Source organism: Streptomyces yamdrokensis, from assembly GCF_053890455.1.
The window spans coordinates 4,478,967-4,498,781 of record NZ_CM132679.1 but is presented as its reverse complement, the minus strand read 5'-3'; the positions used below and the strand labels follow the sequence as shown (position 1 = coordinate 4,498,781).

The following is a 19,815-nucleotide window of genomic DNA, read 5'->3' as shown; positions in this document are numbered from 1 at the left end:
CAACCATGATCCGACCGGGCACATGGCAGAGGTCGTCCTTCTCCGGGAGCGGCGACGGCAACAACTGCGTGGAGATAGCACCCCTCCCCACCCGCATCGCCATACGCGACTCCAAGCGTCCCGCCCACGGTGGCCTCTCCTTCCCTTCCGCCGCTTTCATCGATTTCGTCGCGGCCCTCAAGGCCACCGACGTACCGACCCTCCGATGACCGGCGACCCGAACAGCCAAGGTGGCCCTCCTTCGAGCTCTTCGAGGACGATTCGCTCCGCCGGATTCTTTGCCGAGCTCTCACCCGGATGGGGGCTGGCCGAAGCCGGGTCGATCAAGGACGCCGTCAGGCCTTTCCCGAAGCCGGATGAACAGAGCATCCTGACCTACTTGAGGAACGGGACCGAAATCTGGAGCGAGATGAGCGCCGGGCCGGACGTCCTGGACCCCGAGGGGCCGACCCTGACGGGCATCGGATCGCTGAGCACCGACGGCACATGGCTCTGGCGGGAGGACCTCCTCTACTACCTCGCCACGTACCATGTGGCCCTTCCCGACGAGTTCCTTGACCACATCAGGTCCCTGGGCCACACCGCACCGGTGGTACCGGAAAGCCGGCTGATGAGCATCCTGACCGAGGATCTCGGAATCGACCTGGGCCAGACGTCCGGACCGCTTCACAAAGAACCCAGCGAGGTGGCCCGTGGTCAGGACGCCCGCGCCTCACCGCATCGGCGGTCAGCCATGTGAAGTTGACGCCTTTCCCGGCACACTCCCGGACGAACTGTCCGACCGGCTCTCCAGATTCCTGAAGGAGGCCGAGCCCTTGCTGCTCCCCCCGGGAACCGTGTCGGACCCCTTTTCCGATTTTCCGACTCTCCGTCCGCACGCGTGCGCATCGGTATCATGACCGGCGGAGCATGGATGTGGCAGCTCGTCTGGTCGGACTATGTCCGCTACCACCGCGCGTCTCCACCGAGGGAGTTCATCGACCATGCGGCCATGCCGGGCTACCAAGCCCCGGAGCTCGGCGTCGAGCGGGCCATGGAAATCATCGCGGCTGAGGGGGTCCCCCTACCTGCAATGAGCGGGAAGCAACGACCGCATGCCCTCCGAACCCCATCTGAACCGCACCGACGGAAGAAGCTGTGAGTCGGACCATGACTGAACTCCTGCCACTGGCGGAAGTCATCGTTCTCCGGCGGCGGCGACGGCAACACCCGCGTGGAGACAGCAGCCCGGCCCGCCCACATCGCCGTACGCGATTCCCACCACCCGGCCCACGGCACACTCTCCTTCACGGCCGCCGCCTTCGCCAACTTCGCCGCATCACCCAGGTCCCGGGCACACCCACCACCCCGATCGACGCCTGGTAGGTTCAAACGCGCTTTTCAGCAAGCGCGTTGCAGGCGTTACGGGGGTACACGCGTGTCCATCAGGCCTACCGACTGGCACATACTCGACCTGGAAAGAGACCCGACTCCAGGCGATCCGCAACGCATCCGCAAACTCGCCGGCGCTCTGCACGACTTCGCCGACGACGTGGGCGAGGCCCTGCGCGACCTCAAGGGCATCGCCAAGGAGGACGAGATCCTCTCCTGGGCGGGCAGGACGGCGGACGTGTTCGCCGAGGAGTTCGCGGACGCGCCCAAGAGGCTGCGGAAGCTGAGGAAGTCGTACGACCTGGCGGGCGACGCCCTCGCCACCTTCTGGCCGGATCTGGAGAACGCCCAGGAGAAGGCCGACAAGGCGCTGCGCGACGGCCGCAAGGCCCGCGACGAACTCACCACCGCGCAGACGGCGTTGTCGGGTGCCGACGACTGGGTCCGCACCGCGACCGGGAAGGTGGACTCGTACGACCCCGCGAAGAGCGGAGGCAGGGACGTCCCCAAGCCCGACGAGGCCGACGTCCGCCGCGCCACCCGCGACGCCCAGCACGCGAAGGCCCGCCAGGCCACGGCCGAGCGGAACGTCGAGAGCGCGCAGAGCGCCCTCGACGCGGCGAAGAAGCTCGCCGGCCAGGCGAAGGGCCTGCGTGAAGAGGCCGCCCGCCGGACGGTCACCAAGCTGAGGGAGGCCTCCGACGCCGGAATCCCCAACCGCCGCTGGTGGGAGGAGATCGGCGACTGGGTCACCGACAACTGGGACGAGATCGTCCTCGTCTGCAAGTGGGTCGTGGCCATCCTCGGCATCATCGTGATGATCGTCGGTGGCCCACTGGGCTGGCTGGTCTTCGCGGCGGCCCTCGTCGTGATGGCCGACACGTTACGAAAAGTCGTCAAGGGCGAGGCCGGGTGGGGCGACCTCCTCTGGGCAGCCCTGGACTGCATACCCGCGACCAAAGGCATCACAAGCCTCGCCAAACTCGGCAAACTGTGGAAGGCCGGAGGCCTGAAAGCTCTCGGCGCCGGAGCCATGGGGGGCATCGGCGGCGGACTGAAGAATGTGACACAAACGCTTCGAGGAATGCGTGACGGCGTCACAGGACTCAGACGGGTCGACCGGCTTCTGCAAACCGGCGGATCCCTGCGTCGCGCACGCAGCGACGTAGATTTCGTCACCGAATGGGCAGATGAAGCATACGACGTCATCCGTTCGTCCGACGACATCGACAACGTCGCCAAAACGGCAGCAAAACACGGCTTCTCTCGATCTGAAATCGAACAGATCAAGAATCACCTTTTCCACGAGGAGCATCTCCTCGACAGTTACGGAAATGCATACATGGCGCGATTTGACGCGAATCCGCGCATCGCTGAAGCCTGGCAGAGACTCGGCAAGGGGAACCCGCACCCGTCTGACATCGACTTGCTGCGGCATGAACTACACGAATCCAACCACATGAGAGAAACCGGAGATCAGAGCTATAGCGCAGCTCATGGGGCTACGATCGACGCAGGATACACATGGGACCAAGCTGCTGCAGCTCGCGACGGGTACGGACGTCCAATCAGCGTGGAGGAATGAAAATGGCTCACTCTTTTCTATTGAAACTGACATCTGACGGCGAATCTCCACACCTCTATCGCGCTCTCATCGACGGAAAAAAGGAGGCGTTTCTCATCCTGAATGAAAGGTCAGCTTCCATCCACCTCGCAGACAGCAAAGGAAACCCTTCCGGCGGCCTACGATTGTCACTCCCCAACGGGGACCTCGAAGTGAAAGATGTCGAACAAACCGAGGGTCCTTCACTCGGGGCGGAAGAGTTCAAATTGCTGGCGGCCCACCTTGGTAACCAGTGGAAAAAGCAGGGGAAAGCCCCGAGCGAAGTTCGCAAGTTCTTCGCCTGACCCACCTGGAAGGAGTGACAGGGTGGGAGTTCGACATCCGTCCGGAAGGACGCGAGGCCACGATCCGGGCGCTCGTCGAGGAGCGGATCCGTGAACTCCCGGAACTCGCCCCGTACCGCGCCGACCTGACCGCCATGCTCCGCAGGATGGCGAAGGACGCCCACGACTCCGGTGCGCTCTACCTGGGCTGCATGGCCGAGAACTTCGACGGCGTCCCGCTCTCCGCGACCGTCACGGTCTCCGTCCTCGGTGCCGGGAACGAGCAGGGTGTGGCCCTGTCCACCGACCCGCGGGCCATCGCCGGGAGCCTGGGCACGATCACCGCCCGCCGCGAGGGCGACGCCTGGCGCAAGGTCACGACCGTCGACATCCCCGACGTGGGCCCGGCCGCGCGGACCTACGGCGTCGAGGACGTGCCCGTCGCGCGGGGCGACAGCCGTACCCTGCGTATGGTGCTGACGCAGACGTACATTCCCGTGCCGGGAACCACCGACCAGGTCGTCCTCGTCTCCGGGGCCAGCCCGGTACTGGACCTGGCCGAGGCGTTCCACGACGTCTTCGACGCGGTGACCAGCACCTTCCGCTTCGTCTGAGCGGATCCGCAGAAGATCCGCAGAAGAGAGGACTCCGGGCCATGGGCAAGAGCGACCTCGCGCTCCCGCTGAGCGAGATGGAGGACTACGGACGCCGACTGCGGTCGCTCAGGACACGGCTGAACCACACCAATCCGCACATCCGCGTTTCCGTCACACCAGCCCAGCCGCCGCCCAGGTAAGCACGTGTCGCCCCTGACGGCTTCCAGCTGACGGCCCCAGCACTCAGTCCTGCTCCCCCATGCCCCCACGCAACAAGCAACGCGTGCGATAAGTTCATACGCACGTTCCAACGGTAGGCATTGCGTGTGTACGGGGGAGAACACGGTGTCGCACAGGCCGACGGACTGGCACGTACTCGACCTGGAAAGAGACCCGACACCGGGCGATCCGCAACGCATCCGCAAACTCGCCGGCGCTCTGCACGACTTCGCCGACGACGTGGGCGAGGCCCTGCGCGACCTCAAGGGCATCGCCAAGGAGGACGAGATCCTCTCCTGGGCGGGCAGGACGGCGGACGTGTTCGCCGAGGAGTTCGCGGACGCGCCCAAGAGGCTGCGGAAGCTGAGGAAGTCGTACGACCTGGCGGGCGACGCCCTCGCCACCTTCTGGCCGGATCTGGAGAACGCCCAGGAGAAGGCCGACAAGGCGCTGCGCGACGGCCGCAAGGCCCGCGACGAACTCACCACCGCGCAAACGGCGTTGTCGGGTGCCGACGACTGGGTCCGCACCGCGACCGGGAAGGTGGACTCGTACGACCCCGCGAAGAGCGGAGGCAGGGACGTCCCCAAGCCCGACGAGGCCGACGTCCGCCGCGCCACCCGCGACGCCCAGCACGCGAAGGCCCGCCAGGCCACGGCCGAGCGGAACGTCGAGAGCGCGCAGAGCGCCCTCGACGCGGCGAAGAAGCTCGCCGGCCAGGCGAAGGGCCTGCGTGAAGAGGCCGCCCGCCGGACGGTCACCAAGCTGAGGGAGGCCTCCGACGCCGGAATCCCCAACCGCCGCTGGTGGGAGGAGATCGGCGACTGGGTCACCGACAACTGGGACGAGATCGTCCTCGTCTGCAAGTGGGTCGTGGCCATCCTCGGCATCATCGTGATGATCGTCGGTGGCCCACTGGGCTGGCTGGTCTTCGCGGCGGCCCTCGTCGTGATGGCCGACACGTTACGAAAAGTCGTCAAGGGCGAGGCCGGGTGGGGCGACCTCCTCTGGGCAGCCCTGGACTGCATACCCGCGACCAAAGGCATCACAAGCCTCGCCAAACTCGGCAAACTGTGGAAGGCCGGAGGCCTGAAAGCTCTCGGCGCCGGAGCCATGGGGGGCATCGGCGGCGGACTGAAGAACCTCGCAGACAGTGTTCGCGGCTTCGGTGCAGCGACCCGGAACGTCTTCCGAGGTTTCGACGGGTCATGGCTGAGCATGGCCGCGTCCCGAGGGTCCGGGGGCTCCCTTCCCTCGATCGACCAGATCAAGCAAGCCCTCATCCAGCTGAACCCGCAGCTCTCGAAAAAGACATACACGTCAGAGCAAGGGCATTATTACGCGACTCGGGTGTTCCAGGGAGGGAGAACCGATGAGACCGTATTGGCCGGCCATGGATACCTGGAAGAGGGAGCAGGCACCATAAGGATGCCGGAAGGCACGTCCATGTCGTTCTACGTGGAGCACGGCGACCGACTTGGCGGTCTGGACGGCCTCACGGTCGAGGCCGGAGTCTACCCCGGGGAGGCATTGCAAGTGGCCCGACCCGGAGACGTCATTCCCAATTACACACTAGCCGCACCGGCGTCCGGTCCAGGGGGCGGCTTCAGCGTATTCGAGAACTCGGTCACAGTGGTTGAACGAACAAAGCTGGACGCGCTACTCAAGCCCGGTATGGGGACCGTACACTGGGCCGCATGCCGTGAAATCTTCTGAAGGGGCCGAACGAATGCAGTGGGACCACACGGAAGGGGACTGGGTAGAAACGGGTGTGCAGTTGGTCATCCGTAAGTCCGACCTGGACCCTGCCCTTCTCTCGGAAACCATGCAGGTACCTCCGACCTCGTTGAGCCTTCCGGACGCCGATACCCGGAAGGCCGGCCTACCTCAAGAAGGCGTTTGGTCTCTGACTGTACACAAAAGGCTACCGGGAGGGGTAAACGAGCAGTTCCAGAAACTTCTTGAACAAATTGAACCCCACGCCTCCGGAATTGATCATCTGACTTCGCAGGGGTATGAGATCTCGATCAGTGTCACTGGTTTCGTCGGCAACGGCAGCACATTCTCACTGACCCCGGACGTGGTCTCAAGACTGGCCGACCTGAACGTACCCCTCGTTGTTTCACCCAGCACAAGTGACCGATAGCGAGAATGATGACGATCTCGACCCGCTCATGGGACAGTCTCGCAGCGACCCTCCTCATCACAGGAGAGGACCTGACTCCAGGAGACGTCACACGCGCGCTCGGCATTTCCCCGTCGCTGTACCGCGAGCCGACGGCGGACTCACGCTTCCGGCCCGGTGAGGGAATCTGGGCGATCCAGGTCACGGCCGGACCGCATCAGGGTCTTGAAGAGGCTCTGAACGAGTTGGCGGACCTGATCTCCGGTGTTCTGGAAGGCGTCCGGGAACTCGACGAATCCGGGCTCACCGTGCAGGTCGACCTGAGCGGCCGGGTGGACGGGCGTACCCGTATCCCCCTTTCACCACATGCTCTGTCACGAGTGGCCGCTCTGGGGCTTCCGCTCTCCTTCACCACCGGCGCGGTCCCTTCCGAACGTTCCGAAGACCTTTGGGACTGGCTGCCCGCAGCCGACGGGTCTCACCGCGCGCCCCAACGGGACGATGAGGAAGACCCGGGCACCGTCGCGGACCCGGCGCCCGTCGGGGTGTCGCTGGCGGTTCCCGACTCGTGGTGGGAGTTCGACATCCGTCCGGAAGGACGCGAGGCCACGATCCGGGCGCTCGTCGAGGAGCGGATCCGTGAACTCCCGGAACTCGCCCCGTACCGCGCCGACCTGACCGCCATGCTCCGCAGGATGGCGAAGGACGCCCACGACTCCGGTGCGCTCTACCTGGGCTGCATGGCCGAGAACTTCGACGGCGTCCCGCTCTCCGCGACCGTCACGGTCTCCGTCCTCGGTGCCGGGAACGAGCAGGGTGTGGCCCTGTCCACCGACCCGCGGGCCATCGCCGGGAGCCTGGGCACGATCACCGCCCGCCGCGAGGGCGACGCCTGGCGCAAGGTCACGACCGTCGACATCCCCGACGTGGGCCCGGCCGCGCGGACCTACGGCGTCGAGGACGTGCCCGTCGCGCGGGGCGACAGCCGTACCCTGCGTATGGTGCTGACGCAGACGTACATTCCCGTGCCGGGAACCACCGACCAGGTCGTCCTCGTCTCCGGGGCCAGCCCGGTACTGGACCTGGCCGAGGCGTTCCACGACGTCTTCGACGCGGTGACCAGCACCTTCCGCTTCGTCTGAGCGGATCCGCAGAAGATCCGCAGAAGAGAGGACTCCGGGCCATGGGCAAGAGCGACCTCGCGCTCCCGCTGAGCGAGATGGAGGACTACGGGCGCCGGCTGCGGTCGCTCAGGACACGGCTGAACCACACCAGGAAACTCTTCGACTCCTACAAGGACGACATCGGTGACGGCAGCGTCAACGACGCGCTCTTTGACTTCGAGTCCAACTGGGAGGACGGCCGCGAGGACATCTCCCAGCAGCTCGACGCCCTCGCCGGCCTGTCCGACGCCGTCGTCCGCGAGTTCAAGAAACTCGACGACGAACTCACCCGACAGGTCAAGGACAAGATGCAGGTCAAGGACGAACGGGGCGGCAGGGCCGACACGTAGCGGGGCGACACCGCGGGACCGCATGCCGCCCCGGCCGGATTCCGCACGAAGTGACCTCGCCTCCGGCGCTTCACCTACCGCGGACCTCGCCTCGGAGCTGCCCGCCTGGGGCTGGTCTCAGAGGGCCACGGCGTACAGAGTGGACGACAATTCGTCACTCAACGTGCCGCCGACGACGAAGTAGACCATGCCTTCACCGATGACAGGCGGCATCTTGGTCGCGATGTTGCCGGTCTCGGTCTCCTGGTAGGTGCTGTCGAAAGCCCAGCGCTCGCGGCCGGTCCCAGCATCAACGGCATACAGCACTCCCTTGTCGCTGAAGCAGACCGTGCCACCGTCGACGACCGGCGTGGTGAGTACTTCCGCCTTGTCCTTGAGGGAGAAACTCCAGCGCTGCTTTCCGCTCGTGCCGTCGACCGCGTACAGGTTTCCCTGGTCCTCCTGCACATAGACGGCCTCGCCGAAGGCGACAGGTGCCAGGAACCGGCCCTCGCCCCGGAAGGTCCAGCGTCGCTTTCCGCTGACGGCGTCCAAGGCGTGCAGCGTGCCGTGGCCGCTGGGAAGATAGACCGTTCCGGATGCGTCCGCGACGGGCGGGAACTTCTGGGCGCCGTCACCAGGACGTGTCCAGCGCTTCTTTCCGGTGGCGGTGTCGACGGCGAACAGGGTGCCGTCGACGCCTGCGATGCAGACAGTGCCCTCGACGACGACCGGAGCCAGCGCCTCGAGGCCAGGGTCGTACGAAGGGTAGGAGTAACGCCAACGCTGCTTCCCGGTGGTGGCGTCGATCGCGTACAGCTCACCGTCGGTACCGTCGACACTGCCGACGTACACGCTGCCGTCGGCGACCACCGGAGCAGTGACGACTCGGCTGCCGCGTGTGGAGAACGTCTGTTGCTCCCCATGGGGGCCTTCGACGATCACCTGCTTCCGGGCCGGTCGTCCGCCGGGTTGGAAGGACCAGCGTTCCTTTCCGTTGCTCGCGTCAACTGCGTACAGCATGCCGCCGATGCAGGTCGCATACACGGTGCCGTCGACGACCGCTGGGGCCGTTCTCAGCATGCCGGTGAGCGGGAAGGACCAGAGCGTCCTCCCATCCGTGGCATCGAGGGCCAGGAGCAAGTCGCTCTCCCAGTCGTAGCCACCGACGTGGAGGGTGCCACCGGCTATCGATGCGGGGGACGTCGTGAAGCACTCCGGCACCGTCCAACGCTGTGTGCCGCCCTGTTCCTCGGCTTTGGATACCTCACTGCCGCCGGAGCCGGATGCCCTGCCTTGCCGCTCGTTGTCCGAATCGCCGCCACCATCGTTGCCGCCCATGAGTCGCCAGCCACCGAACCCCAGGCCGACGGCCCCCAACGCAGCTGCTGTAAGCAGAAGGTGCCGGCGGGTACGAGTCGTCGGGCCGATGGCCCGTTGAGGTACGGGATCCTCTTTCGGCTGTTCCCCAGACACAGCCGCTTCGGCACGATCCTGTTCATGAAGTCGGTCTCGGCCCGCCGGACGGGGCTCGTCCGTCTCCAGCTCTGCGCACACTGCTGCGTCCTCCACTCGGTTTCCCGCCCTGAGGATCAGGAGGCTGCGGGACTGGTGCACGGTACCGGCTCGCACCGGAGATGCAATTGCGTCGAATGGAGCCGGCCTGCCTCCGGCCAGCTCACCGGCCGCCTGGTTCGTCGCCCCTCTCCCCTCGGGAGGCGCGTCAGAGCGACAGCGTGTGCGCGATGCCGTCCACGATGTCTTCCAGGGGTTCGTCCAGGACCGGCTCCGTCCAGGAGACCAGGAGGGTGACCGCGGCGTCCGTCGTGACCGGCCGGACGCCGTAGAAGAGGGTGCGGATCACCGGACGCGGTCCGAGGAGGCGCTTCCTGTCCTCGACGAGGTTCTGGCGGATGCGTACGGCGTCGCCGAGGGGCAGCCGCGTCTCGCGGACGTCCGGTTCTCCGAAGTCCCGCGCCGACATGGCCCCGGTGAGCAGGGGGAGGGTGACCTCGGGGTGGGTGGCGTCCGGATGGACGGCGTCGAGTTCCAGGACGGCCGCCACCGCATGGTGCCCGCTGACGTACCAGCCGAAGGCGCCGAGGGGGTCGCGGGTACGGCAGTCGGCCGCCGCGCGCTTGAGGTCGCGGGCCAGCAGGCGGGCGTTTCCCTTCTCCCCGTCGCGCTCGTACCGTTCGACGAGTTCCTTCGCCTGGTGCGTGGCCCAGTAGTCCAGGTCCAGGGTGCCGGACAGGGGGAACGGCACCCAGTCCTCCGAGCACTCCAGGCCGAGGTTCGACAGGTCGTCGGTCATGTCCGTGGTCACTCCGTCCAGGTCAGCGAGGAGGCGATCGCGTCGAAGAGGCCGGCCATCGCGTCGGCGATCGGCTCCAGGGGCGTGGAGAAGGTGAGCAGCAGGAACTCCGTCGTGCCGGGGACGGGTACGTGGTACTCCACCGAGACGGAGACGTGGCCCCCGCCCTTCTCCTCCCCCGGTTGGCGCGTCGTTCTGCGCACCCGTACGGCGGTGCCCGCCGCCAGTTCCTCGATGCCGACCTCCGTCGCCTCGGCCGGATCGGCGTCCTGGGTGAAGGCCCGGGCCAGAGCCTCCGGCGGCAGCGGTTCGGCGTGGCGGAGCGGTGCCAGGCTCACCAGCAGCGAGGCGGGGACGGTGACGGGCCCCGCCTCCTGGAGGCTGAGGTACAGCTCGATGCCGCCGCCGCGGTGCGCCTCGGCGGCACGGCGGCGCAGGTCCGCGCGCAGCTCGTCCTTGAGGTGGGGTGCGTTGTCGATGCCGTGGAACTGCCGTTCCACCAGCGCGTCGACCGACCTGTCGCGCTGTTCCGGGTCCAGCAGGATCCGGAACCATCCTTCCGGCAGGAGCAGGTGGTAGTCGGCGGGCGGGGCGCTCTTCCCGGTGCGTGTCATCGGCTGCCTTCCCTGGACGTCCGTTCCACAACCGGCCGGTCGAGCAGGAGTCGGCTGCGCAGCTGGTGGATCGCGTACGGCACGGCCTGCAGGACGAGGCCGAGCGCCCCCATGAGGACCGCGGCGGCCGCCGGCCCCGGGGCCGGGTCCGCGATCCGCAGGCCCTGGACCACGGAGAAGAAGGAGCCGAAGGCCATGACGGCGGTGGACGACACCCCGGCGACGGTGCCGGGGAACCGCGCCGTGCGACGGGCTTCCCCGCCGGAGCCGGGCAGCAGCCCGGTGCCCAGTACCGGCCCCTTGGGCCAGGCGGTCCCCCTGCCGCCCAGGCGGCGCTCGGACACCGCGAGCCCGGCGGCCCGGCGCAGCCGCGACCACCCCTCGGCGCCCTCCTCGCCGCCGAACCACAGGTCCCACGGGAACACCGCCCGCACCTGCTCCCCGGGGCCCCGGAGCTCGACACCGACCGGCCTGCCCGTGCGGTCCTCCACCCGGACCAGCGAGGTCACCGCGTGCGGGCCGGACAGCGCGAACCAGTACTCCTGGCCACCCAGGTCGCGCAGGACGAGGTCCCGGTCCTGTACCCGCAGCTCGGTGTCCCGGCGGAACCTGACCGTCGCCCCGGTCTCCCGCGCGGGGCCGGGCCGGACGCGTTCACGGACGACGAGGTCGTGGCGCCCCGTCCGCAGCCGGGTCCGGCCCCGCAGCGCCAGCCGTGCCACGGGCGCCGAGAAGGCGGTCGCGGCGAGCAGCAGGACGATCCAGGGGACCGTCGTGTCGGAGAACACGACCCACGTGAACACCGCGAACCAGACGCTCCCCGCGACGGCGCGCACGCCCCAGTACCAGGCCGGGAAGGAACGGCCCGGGCCGAGGGAGGCGCCCGCGCCCTTCGTGGCCACCAGGGGGTCGTTTCCGTCCCGTACGACGTGCAGCGGCACCTCCGCGGCCCGCAGCAGTCCCGCCACGCCCGTCCGGGCGAGCAGTTGTTCGCCCTGCACCGACCGCTTGGGCAGCGCGGGGGCCTCGGGCAGCCAGTCCTCGATGTCGAAGCGGCCGACCAGCGCGCCGTCCCCGTCCTGCAGTTGCACCTCTCCCCAGGAGCCGGGGAGGTCGGGCCCCACGCGCGTTCTGTCCCCACCCGCCGCGTCGACGAACACGGCACGGGCGACACCGGCGGTCCCGCCGACCGGGAAGCGGCGGGTACGGCCGCGGGTGCGCAGGACGAGAGCGCCGTCCTGCGCGTAGAGCCGGGAGGCGTGGCATCGTTCCAGGCCGGGGCCGCGCGAGGCGGCCGGCCTGAGGGCGGGCTCGGGAATCACCTCGTGACCCCGTCGTAGAGGGAGGTGACCGTTCCGTAGGCGCCCTCCGCGCCGGCGATGGTGCCGGTGGACGTGGCGCCCGCCCAGACGTTGGTCTGGCCGGTGAAGTTGCTCAGCGCGCTGCTGACCGCGGGCAGTTCCCGCGCTGCCGGTGCGATGCCGTCGAGACCGGCGGCCGTCCTGGCGAGATCGGGGTCCAGGGTGCCCGCCGAGCGGGGGGCGACCATGGTGCTGAGCCCGTCGCGCCAGCCCTGTCCGGAGAACGCGTTGCCGACCGACCTCACGCCGTCGACCGTGTCCCGGTACATGGCGGACGGGCTGAAGCCCTCCTTGATGTTGCTCCAGTTGGGAAGCTTCCCCTTGGGCATGTTCGCCATCGCCTGTGCCGCGTCCTTTCCCCGGATGCTCCCCTGGGCGCCGCGGTTGGCGAGGTTCCAGGCCTTGTTGGTCTTCATGCCGGACGCCACGGCGTTCTTGTAGAGGTTGCTGCGTGCCAGGGCCTTGCTTCCGGCGGCCACGCCCTTGGCCCCGGCCACCGCCGCCCGTCCGAGACCGAAGGTGGCGACGCCCACGGCGTCCAGGATCACCGCCTTCCAGCTTCCCTCACCGCCCAGCGCGAGCACCAGGTCGGTGGCGAGCGCCACGACGCTGGCCGCCAGGGCGACGGCGCCGGCCACGGCGGCGATGGCCTGCCCGATGACCGGGATCCAGCCCAGGGCCAGGGCCGCCACTCCCGCCCACAGGGCGATGCGTCCCGCCCACTTGGAGATCTCCTTGAGCCAGCCGGCGTTCTCGTGGACCCAGTTCTTGAACTTGTCCTTCCAGCCGTCCTTCAGCCCGTCGCTCTCGATGACGTCGTGGATCGCGTCGGCGGCCCTTCGCGCGGCACGGTCGCGGATGCCCTTGGCGGTCTCCAGCGCCTCCTTCGCCGCCGACAGGGCGGAGGACGCCGCCTCCTGCTGCCGGGTGTGCCTCTTCCTGTCCGGATCGTCCTTCGCGGTGCCGTCGGGCAGTCCGTCCAGCGACCGCTTCGCGGACCCCAGGTCCTCGTCGGCCGTCTCCGCGTCCCGCAGCGCCTTGTCGGCCATCTGCTGGGCGCGATGCAGTTCCGAGGCGAACTCGTTGCCGCACACCCCGTCCCGCACCTGTGTGCCGAGCGCGTCGGCGGCCTCGTCGTAGCGCTTGAACGCCTTGCGGAGCTTGTCGCCGGCGCCCTCGGCCGCGCCCCGGAACTCGGTGGCCGCCTTGCCCTTCCAGTTCTCCACGGACGCCAGCGCCTTGATCTCGCGGGCTTCCTTGTCGATGGCCTCGGCGGTCTTGCGCAGTTGCCGTCCGAGACGTGCGACCGCGTCCGGGTCGCCGGGGACCGGGTCGGAGGACTCGTCGAGCACGGCCCAGCGGTGCGTGGCGGGGCGTGCCGTCATTTCCCGCCCCCCTTCGGCTGCCGGTCGTCGGTGCTCCTGAGGGCCTCGGCGAGTTCGTGGTCGAGCGTCTCGTACGACTCGGCGGCACCCTTGGTGATCCCGTGCAGTTTCTCCAGCTCCTCCGTGAGCTGCCTGCGGCGGATCTTCCAGTTGCTGTCGAACGCGTCGAAGGCGTCCAGGATCCTCTGCGAGCCGATGTCGTCGACGCCGTACCCGTCGGCCGGGTTCGCCCGCTCCGCGAAGGTGTCGCGGACGCGCTTCAGCGCGCGGGCGCTCTCCTTGATCCGCGCTATGTCCGCTTCCTGGTCTCCCATGGGTACTCCTCACTCGGGCCCCGGCTCAGCCGACCTCGTTCTCCGCCACCGCCTGGCCGCGGACCACCACGTCCCCGCCGTAGAACACACCGGTGAAGACGGGCGAGTACGTCAACTGGACCTGCACCTCGACTCCTTGCGGGCTCGCCGCCACGCAGTGCGTACCGGCGACGTCCGCGCCGGACATGTCCATCTCGCGGGCGAAGGCCTTCACCCGGGCGTCGCAGTTCTCGTAGTTGATGGGCGCGGGCTCGTCCACGTTCTCGTACAGGGCCTCGCGGTCGATGTCCTGGGCGGCGTAGCGGGCGGCCTGTTCCGCGATGTCCGCGGCGCGTTCGCGCTGGGAGATGGAGAGGCCGCCGTCGATGACGAAGGCCGCGAGGGAGATGAAGACCAGCGCGAAGACGATGACCGCGCCGGCGCCGGAGCCACGGTCGTCGAACCTGGGACCGCGACGCGCCGGCCGCGTACGCACATGTGTCCTCACGCCGTCCTCCGGTACGGGTCCAGCGGTGAACTGAAGCTCGCGGACAGGGTCGTCGGAATGTTCAGGCCCAGCGTGGCCAGACCGCGCACCTCGCAGCTCACCTCGACCGTGAAAAGGGTGTCCGGTTCGAAGCCCGGACTGGTCTGTACGACGTTCACCGGACCCGAGCAGATGTCCGCGAGGTTCGCCTCGGCCGCGTCGCGTGCCTCGGCCATCGCCCGCGCGTGGTCCTTCTGGATGGAGCCCGCGCGTGCCGCGTCCCGGGCGGCGCCGTCCAGCGCGCCGCGTCCGCTCACCAGTTGTCCGAACGCCACCAGCACCAGGATGAACAGGATCATCACCGGGGCGAGGATCACCACCTCGACGGTGGACAGGCCGCGGTCGTCCGCGGGTGGCCGGCGGGACAGGCCCCGGCCGTCCACCGGCTCCCGGCGCTCCGGCCGAAGGGGGAGGTCCATCTAGTTCTCCCCCTCTTCCACGAACCGCTCCACCGGCCCCGCCGACCGGGCGTGCACCGTGAGGTCGAGGCCCGGGAACACCGTCGGGATGCGTGCTGTGATCTCCACGCCCACCGTGTCCTGCTCCGGCTGGAGCATCCGCACGTCCGGCGACAGCACCAACTGCGGCCCCAGTTGCCGGATGTAGCTGTCCACCACGTCCTGTGCCTCGCCCCGCCAGCCGCCGGGCTGGTCGTGCGCCGTCGCCCGCGCCTCGCGCGCGCCCGCCTGCGCCGCCGCCTGGGCGACGTGGTCCGCGAAGAAGTACAGCGCGAACTGCACCGTCGCGAAGATCATGAAGAACAGGACCGGAGTGAGCAGCACGAACTCGATCGCGGTCATGCCGGAGTCGCCGCGGGCAAAGGCGGCCTCCACCCGTCGGCGTACCCAGCGACGTACGCGCACCGGCATCCCCGTTCCCCGTAGGCGTCAGGTGTCAGACGTTCGGCAGTGACAAAGACAGTGACAAAGTACGGACGGTCAGCAGGTGCTGCCCGCGTTCGCGCCCTTGATGCAGTCGCCGACCTTGTTGGCGCCCTCGCTGAGCGCCGCGTTGATGATGGCGGCGACCACGCCGACGATCGCGACGACGACCGCCGAGATGATGACCCACTCCACCGCGGAGGCACCGCGGTCCAGTTCGCCGGAGCGGGCGCGCTCCACGCGGGCCTGCATGAAGGTGACGAGGAAGTCCACGGCGGGGACGCCGGTGTGGAAGGTACGTCCGTTCATGACGCTTCGTCCTTTCGTATGCGGTTCACAGATGCTCTGACGTACGGTTCACGGCTGTTGGTTCGCAAGGGGCGGTGCGGGGCCCGTGATGTGCGGCGGCACCGCTCCCGTTCACGGTTCTCACACCTGGAACACCCTCATCGCCGCCGGGAAGATCAGGAACACCAGGAACCCCGCACACAGCAGCAGCTGCGCCACGAGCATCGACTGGGACTTCTCGCCCGCGCTGCCCTCGATCTCGGAGAGTTCGCGGTGCCGCATGGTCTCCGCGCGGGAGGCGAGGGACTCGCGGACCTTGGCGCCGTCGTCGGCGACCAGGGCGAGGGAGGCGGAGAGGTCCTTCAGTTCCTCGACGCCCAGCTCGTCCCCGAGCTGCCCCAGCGCCTGCCACTGGCTGATACCGGTGATCCGGGCGTCGGCGAGGGCGTTGCGGATGCGCTGCGTCGCCCAGCCGTCGGACACCTCGGCCGCCGCCATCAGCGCCTCGGGGAGTCCGCGCCCGCCGGCCAGGCTCATCGACACCAGGTCCAGATAGGCGCCGATGACCCGGCGCAGGTCGCGCCGCTTCTCGGCGGCGTCCCGGCGTACCTCCAGGTCGGGCAGGAAGAAGAAGACGGCCGAGCAGAGCAGCGCCAGCCAGACCGGGACGACCGGGCTGCGGCTGAAACCGAGCGTCCAGACGACGGCGAAGAGGAACGGCCCGAAGAACAGACCCCCCGCCGCCAGCAGCACCTTCGTCGCCAGGAACTTCTCCCAGCTGCGTTCCAGTACGGCCAGGTCGGCGCGCAGCGAGCGCTGCTCCCAGCCCTGCTGGAGATAGAACTCGGCGATGCGCGAGCCCACTTCGGCGCGCAGCGAAGCGAACCGGCCGGTGTCCTTGTGCGTGCGTGCCGACTCGTACGCCGCGCCCCGCGCCCGCATCGCGTCGATCCGGGCGACCTGGGCGACCGCGCTGCGTCTGGTGGGCATCAGGGCCCGGATCAGGACGTACACGCCCAGTCCGAGGACCGCGCCGACGACCACCGGCATCGTCAGTTCGTCGTTCACCGTTGTACCCCCCTGCCCTGCTGGTGCGGGAGCCGCAGCGACGGCGCGTGCCCCGGTTCCGTCTGCCCCGCGGCGGCCGCCGTCCCCGGAGTACGGGGCCGCACGAACTGGACCGCCGCTTCGTCGCGCACCAGGAAGCGTTCGGGTGTCTCGATGGTGGACAGCTTGCGCAGCCACCAGAAGCCGAGCGCGAAGAGCCCGCAGACGCACGCGAGGACGAGCTGTCCCACCGCCGTCCCGTACGGCTCGACGAACTCCCGGTTGAAGATGGCCAGTCCGAGGACGAACGAGATCGTGACGGCCACGACGATCTGCACCGACCTGCGGGTGGAGGCCCGTTGGGCCATCACGCGCTGCCGCATGTCGACCTCTTCGCGCGCCGACTTGGCCAGCGCGCCCAGCACCTGCCGCAGGCCGGGGCCGCGCAGCTTGGCGTTGAGGATGAGCGCGGCGACGATGATGTCGGCGGAGGCGTCGTCGATCTCGTCGGCGAGATGCTGGAGCGCCTCGGGCAGTGGGGTGCGGGAGCGCAACCGGTCGACGAGCGCGTCGAGATGGGGGCGCAGGACGGGCGCGGCGGCCCGCGCCGACGCCGGAATGGCCTGCTCGAGGCCCACCGCGCCGGCGATGGTGTCGCGCAGCGACTCCGTCCAGGAGGCCAGGGCCTCCACGCGCCGCATGGCGGCCCGTTCCTCCGCGGCTCCGCCGAACAGGCGGTCCCAGAAGAAGACGAGGACGGCGGCGGCGGCGCCGGCGACGGTCCAGCGGGTCAGCAGCAGCACGGCGAGGCCGACGATCGCGGCGAGGGAGCCGCGCTGCCCCGCGAACCGGATCAGCTCGGCGGCACGCGCGCTCGTCTTCTGCTTCTCGTGCTCGGGCTTGGCGGGCAGTCCGCGTACGGCGACGACGAGGAGGGCGAGTCCGCCGCCGACGGCGATGCCGCACGCGAGCGCGTACAGGACCGTGGTGGAGAACAGTCCGCCCATCGAGCCGAGCGATCCGGCGGCGGTGAGGTCCGTTGCGGCAACGGCGTTGTCGGCAGCGGCGGCAAGGAGGTCCGGGGTCGTAGTGGTCGTAGCAGGGGTCACCGGATCATCACCCCCACGTTCCGCTGGGGCGGTAGCCGTAGGCCATCAGTTCCTCCAGGCAGGAGATGGGGGCGTGCGGCACGACCCGGCCGTCGGACGACTGGGCGAACACCTCGCTGGACAGGACGCGTCCGTCGACGCCGTTGACCTCGCGCACGGAGGTGACCATGCGCTGGAGCCGGCCGCCGCTTTGGAACTCGTTGCGCCGCTCGACGAAGACGACGAAGTTCACCGCTCCCGCGATCAGCATCTGGCTGGCCTCGATGGGCAGTCGCTCCGTCGCCTGCAGGGCGTACGTCGAGATGCGGTTGAAGACCTCGCTGGAGCTGTTGGCGTGGATCGTGGACAGCGAACCGTCGTTGCCCTGCGACATCGCGTTCAGCATCGTCACGATCTCGTCGCCGAGCACCTCACCGACGATGACCCGCGAGGGGTTCATGCGCAGCGACCGGCGCACCAGCTCGGCCATGGAAATGGTGCCCTGCCCTTCGGAGTTGGGCAGTCGCTCCTCGAACGCCACGACGTTCGGATGGAGTTCGGGAAAGGAGTCGAGACCGAGTTCCAGGGCCCGTTCGACGGTGATGAGCCGTTCGTGCGGCGGGATCTCGTTGGCGAGGGCGCGCAGCAGCGTCGTCTTGCCGGCGTTCGTGGCTCCCGCGATCATGATGTTCTTGCGGGCGCGCACCGCGCAGGCCAGGAAGTGCCCCAGCTCCGGGGTGAGCGTGCCGTTCCCGACCATGTCGGAGATGAACACCTTGCCCATGCGGGCCCGCCGGATGGACAGCGCGGGGCGCCTGGTCACGTCCATGACGGCGGAGAGGCGGGACCCGTCCGGCAGCCGCAGGTCGAGCTGCGGGTTCGCGGAGTCGAAGGGCCGGGAGGAGAGACCGGAGTACGCGCCGAGCACCTGGATCAGCTCGATGAGCTCCTCGTCGGTCTCTGCGACGGGCTCGCCCTGCACCTCGTGGCCGTCCGCGTAGCCGACGAACACCTGGTCGCAGCCGTTGATGTCGATGTTCTCGACCTCGGGGTCGTCGAGCAGCGGCTGGAGCCGTCCGACGCCGAACAGCGCGGCGTGCACGGCGGCCGCGTACTGCTCCTCGGTCTCGGCGTCCAGCGGTGTACGGCCCGCGTTGATCTCGGAGCGGGCCTGCTCCTCGAGGATCTGCGCTATGACGGCCCGCGCGAACTGGCGCTCGTCCTCGGTGGACATCGGCGTGACGCCGTTGACCTGGTCGAGGCGGCGCTGTTCGGAGATGCGGTCGCCGGCGTCCTGTCGGAACCGCTTGACCAGTTGGTGGTCGACAGCGGTCATCGCCCGGCTCCGGCGCGGCCGTCGGACGGCCGGCCGCCCTGCGGGGCGGCCGGCTGACCGGGCCGACCGGCCTGGCCCGGCTGAGTCTGCGGTGCGTGGTGCGCCTGCTGCGCGTACCGACCCTGCTGGGGCTGGTGCGGCTGCTGGGGCTGAGCGGCGTGGGCGGAGGCCGTCCAGGCGGCGCCGTACTGCTGGTACAGGTCGGCGGTCACCTTGCGGGCGGTGCGGATCAGCAGCGACTTGTCGAGCCGGCCCCGCCTGCGGCCCGCCAGCTGCTCGGCGCCGGCCGGGTCGTCGGCGAGGGTGCCGAGCACGCGGGCGCCGGTCTGGGCGTGCACGAGCATGTCGTTGACCTGGGAGGCGAGCTTGGCCGCGCTGCCGGTGTCGGCGATCAGGACGACACCGACCACGGGGCTGCCCGGCCCGGCGACACGCGAACCGCCGTTCAGCTTGCCGGCCAGGGCGGCGGCACGGTCCCGGACCCGGGCGAGGGCCTCCGGTTCGGTACGGGAGACGAGCAGGACGAGGGAGGCGTGCGGGAACAGCTCGACCGCCGGGGTGTCGCCGCTGATCCGCCCGCAGTCGGCGACGACGTCGGCGGCCGCGTGCGGGGAGTCGGCGAGGGAGGCGAAGGCGTGCCCGAGGGTCGGCCACAGCCCGGCGAGGCCTGCGGCCTGCTCGGAGTTGCCGAGTCCGACGAGCACTTCGAGTCCGCCGCTCAACGGCTGGACGTGGTCCCACAGTTGGTCGGGCACGAGCCCGCGCCGCGCGGTGGCGGCGATGGACAGCATGCCGGTGTTGGGGTTGAGCGGACCGCCGTGGGCGGCGGCGCTGCGGTAGACGAGGTCACCGCCCGCCGGGTCGGTCTCGGCGAGCAGGACACGCCGCGGCCAGACCGCCGCGAGAGCGACGGCCGCGGTGGTGACGCCGGGGGAACCCTTGTCGGCGGCGAGGGCGATCAGGGCCATGAG

The 19,815-nt window shown here is 69.1% G+C and carries 24 protein-coding genes and 2 pseudogenes; 12 read left to right on the top strand and 14 right to left on the bottom strand.

Going from position 1 to position 19,815, the window contains the following annotated elements:
• Positions 1-5 precede the first annotated feature (5 nt).
• From ACWZEH_RS20135 to ACWZEH_RS20080, 12 genes and pseudogenes are all read left to right on the top strand, one after another.
• Positions 6-209 carry a DUF397 domain-containing protein gene (locus ACWZEH_RS20135; protein WP_456192542.1) on the top strand — a complete coding sequence of 68 codons (204 nt, stop codon included), beginning with the start codon at positions 6-8 and terminating at the stop codon, positions 207-209.
• Positions 206-739, top strand: coding sequence for a hypothetical protein (locus ACWZEH_RS20130; RefSeq protein ID WP_456192541.1), 534 nt, complete (start codon positions 206-208; stop codon positions 737-739). The genes ACWZEH_RS20135 and ACWZEH_RS20130 overlap by 4 nt, the downstream gene beginning before the upstream one ends.
• A 474-nt stretch (positions 740-1,213) precedes the next feature.
• Positions 1,214-1,258, top strand: a pseudogene (locus tag ACWZEH_RS20125) (hypothetical protein); the annotation flags it as partial.
• 159 nt (positions 1,259-1,417) lie between these two features.
• On the top strand, positions 1,418-2,956 hold the full coding sequence (locus tag ACWZEH_RS20120; RefSeq protein ID WP_456199717.1) for a putative T7SS-secreted protein: 1,539 nt from the start codon (positions 1,418-1,420) through the stop codon (positions 2,954-2,956).
• Positions 2,957-2,958: 2 nt separating this feature from the next.
• Positions 2,959-3,279, top strand: coding sequence for a hypothetical protein (locus tag ACWZEH_RS20115; protein ID WP_266083142.1), 321 nt, complete (start codon positions 2,959-2,961; stop codon positions 3,277-3,279).
• A gap of 14 nt (positions 3,280-3,293) precedes the next feature.
• On the top strand, positions 3,294-3,872 hold the full coding sequence (locus tag ACWZEH_RS20110) for a hypothetical protein (RefSeq protein ID WP_456192540.1): 579 nt from the start codon (positions 3,294-3,296) through the stop codon (positions 3,870-3,872).
• Between the two features lie 41 nt (positions 3,873-3,913).
• Positions 3,914-4,054 (top strand): hypothetical protein, encoded by a 141-nt coding sequence (locus ACWZEH_RS20105; protein WP_456200032.1) that lies wholly within the window; start codon positions 3,914-3,916, stop codon positions 4,052-4,054.
• Positions 4,055-4,199: 145 nt separating this feature from the next.
• A complete protein-coding gene (locus ACWZEH_RS20100) occupies positions 4,200-5,789 on the top strand; it encodes a putative adhesin (protein ID WP_456192539.1) in 1,590 nt (529 codons plus the stop codon).
• Entirely contained in the window at positions 5,776-6,219 is a 444-nt protein-coding gene (locus ACWZEH_RS20095) for a DUF4279 domain-containing protein (protein ID WP_456192538.1), read from the top strand. The genes ACWZEH_RS20100 and ACWZEH_RS20095 overlap by 14 nt, the downstream gene beginning before the upstream one ends.
• A gap of 5 nt (positions 6,220-6,224) precedes the next feature.
• Positions 6,225-6,596: pseudogene (locus tag ACWZEH_RS20090) on the top strand (DUF4279 domain-containing protein); the annotation flags it as partial.
• A 285-nt stretch (positions 6,597-6,881) separates the two neighbouring features.
• The gene (locus ACWZEH_RS20085; protein ID WP_456199716.1) at positions 6,882-7,340 is read left to right on the top strand and encodes a hypothetical protein; all 459 of its coding nucleotides are present in this window, start codon (positions 6,882-6,884) and stop codon (positions 7,338-7,340) included.
• Between the two features lie 41 nt (positions 7,341-7,381).
• Positions 7,382-7,711, top strand: a complete 330-nt coding sequence (locus tag ACWZEH_RS20080) for a hypothetical protein (RefSeq protein ID WP_456192537.1) — start codon at positions 7,382-7,384, stop codon at positions 7,709-7,711.
• A gap of 117 nt (positions 7,712-7,828) precedes the next feature.
• Here ACWZEH_RS20080 and ACWZEH_RS20075 read toward each other — a convergent pair whose 3' ends face one another.
• The 14 genes from ACWZEH_RS20075 to ACWZEH_RS20010 all read right to left on the bottom strand — a co-directional run bounded on the left by ACWZEH_RS20075 (position 7,829) and on the right by ACWZEH_RS20010 (position 19,812).
• Complete coding sequence (locus ACWZEH_RS20075; RefSeq protein ID WP_456192536.1) at positions 7,829-9,247, bottom strand: outer membrane protein assembly factor BamB family protein; 1,419 nt, start codon at positions 9,245-9,247, stop codon at positions 7,829-7,831.
• 166 nt (positions 9,248-9,413) lie between these two features.
• Positions 9,414-10,004 carry a hypothetical protein gene (locus ACWZEH_RS20070; RefSeq protein WP_266080957.1) on the bottom strand — a complete coding sequence of 197 codons (591 nt, stop codon included), beginning with the start codon at positions 10,002-10,004 and terminating at the stop codon, positions 9,414-9,416.
• An 8-nt stretch (positions 10,005-10,012) separates the two neighbouring features.
• Positions 10,013-10,618, bottom strand: a complete 606-nt coding sequence (locus ACWZEH_RS20065; protein WP_266080956.1) for a hypothetical protein — start codon at positions 10,616-10,618, stop codon at positions 10,013-10,015.
• On the bottom strand, positions 10,615-11,940 hold the full coding sequence (locus tag ACWZEH_RS20060) for a hypothetical protein (RefSeq protein WP_456192535.1): 1,326 nt from the start codon (positions 11,938-11,940) through the stop codon (positions 10,615-10,617). Before ACWZEH_RS20060 ends, ACWZEH_RS20065 begins: the two co-directional genes overlap by 4 nt.
• Positions 11,937-13,364: a putative T7SS-secreted protein gene (locus ACWZEH_RS20055; RefSeq protein ID WP_456192534.1), complete on the bottom strand. Its 1,428-nt coding sequence runs from the start codon at positions 13,362-13,364 to the stop codon at positions 11,937-11,939. The genes ACWZEH_RS20060 and ACWZEH_RS20055 overlap by 4 nt, the downstream gene beginning before the upstream one ends.
• On the bottom strand, positions 13,361-13,678 hold the full coding sequence (locus ACWZEH_RS20050) for a hypothetical protein (protein ID WP_266080953.1): 318 nt from the start codon (positions 13,676-13,678) through the stop codon (positions 13,361-13,363). Before ACWZEH_RS20050 ends, ACWZEH_RS20055 begins: the two co-directional genes overlap by 4 nt.
• A 25-nt stretch (positions 13,679-13,703) precedes the next feature.
• Entirely contained in the window at positions 13,704-14,165 is a 462-nt protein-coding gene (locus tag ACWZEH_RS20045) for a TadE/TadG family type IV pilus assembly protein (protein ID WP_456192533.1), read from the bottom strand.
• Positions 14,162-14,623 (bottom strand): TadE/TadG family type IV pilus assembly protein, encoded by a 462-nt coding sequence (locus ACWZEH_RS20040; RefSeq protein ID WP_456192532.1) that lies wholly within the window; start codon positions 14,621-14,623, stop codon positions 14,162-14,164. Before ACWZEH_RS20040 ends, ACWZEH_RS20045 begins: the two co-directional genes overlap by 4 nt.
• Positions 14,624-15,073, bottom strand: a complete 450-nt coding sequence (locus ACWZEH_RS20035) for a TadE/TadG family type IV pilus assembly protein (RefSeq protein ID WP_456192531.1) — start codon at positions 15,071-15,073, stop codon at positions 14,624-14,626.
• A 69-nt stretch (positions 15,074-15,142) separates the two neighbouring features.
• The gene (locus ACWZEH_RS20030) at positions 15,143-15,394 is read right to left on the bottom strand and encodes a hypothetical protein (RefSeq protein WP_456192530.1); all 252 of its coding nucleotides are present in this window, start codon (positions 15,392-15,394) and stop codon (positions 15,143-15,145) included.
• Positions 15,395-15,514: 120 nt separating this feature from the next.
• Positions 15,515-16,423 (bottom strand): type II secretion system F family protein, encoded by a 909-nt coding sequence (locus ACWZEH_RS20025; RefSeq protein WP_456199715.1) that lies wholly within the window; start codon positions 16,421-16,423, stop codon positions 15,515-15,517.
• Positions 16,424-16,437: 14 nt separating this feature from the next.
• Complete coding sequence (locus ACWZEH_RS20020) at positions 16,438-17,427, bottom strand: type II secretion system F family protein (protein ID WP_456199713.1); 990 nt, start codon at positions 17,425-17,427, stop codon at positions 16,438-16,440.
• 109 nt (positions 17,428-17,536) lie between these two features.
• On the bottom strand, positions 17,537-18,844 hold the full coding sequence (locus ACWZEH_RS20015; RefSeq protein ID WP_456192529.1) for a TadA family conjugal transfer-associated ATPase: 1,308 nt from the start codon (positions 18,842-18,844) through the stop codon (positions 17,537-17,539).
• Positions 18,841-19,812 carry a hypothetical protein gene (locus ACWZEH_RS20010; RefSeq protein WP_456192528.1) on the bottom strand — a complete coding sequence of 324 codons (972 nt, stop codon included), beginning with the start codon at positions 19,810-19,812 and terminating at the stop codon, positions 18,841-18,843. Before ACWZEH_RS20010 ends, ACWZEH_RS20015 begins: the two co-directional genes overlap by 4 nt.
• Positions 19,813-19,815 lie beyond the last annotated feature (3 nt).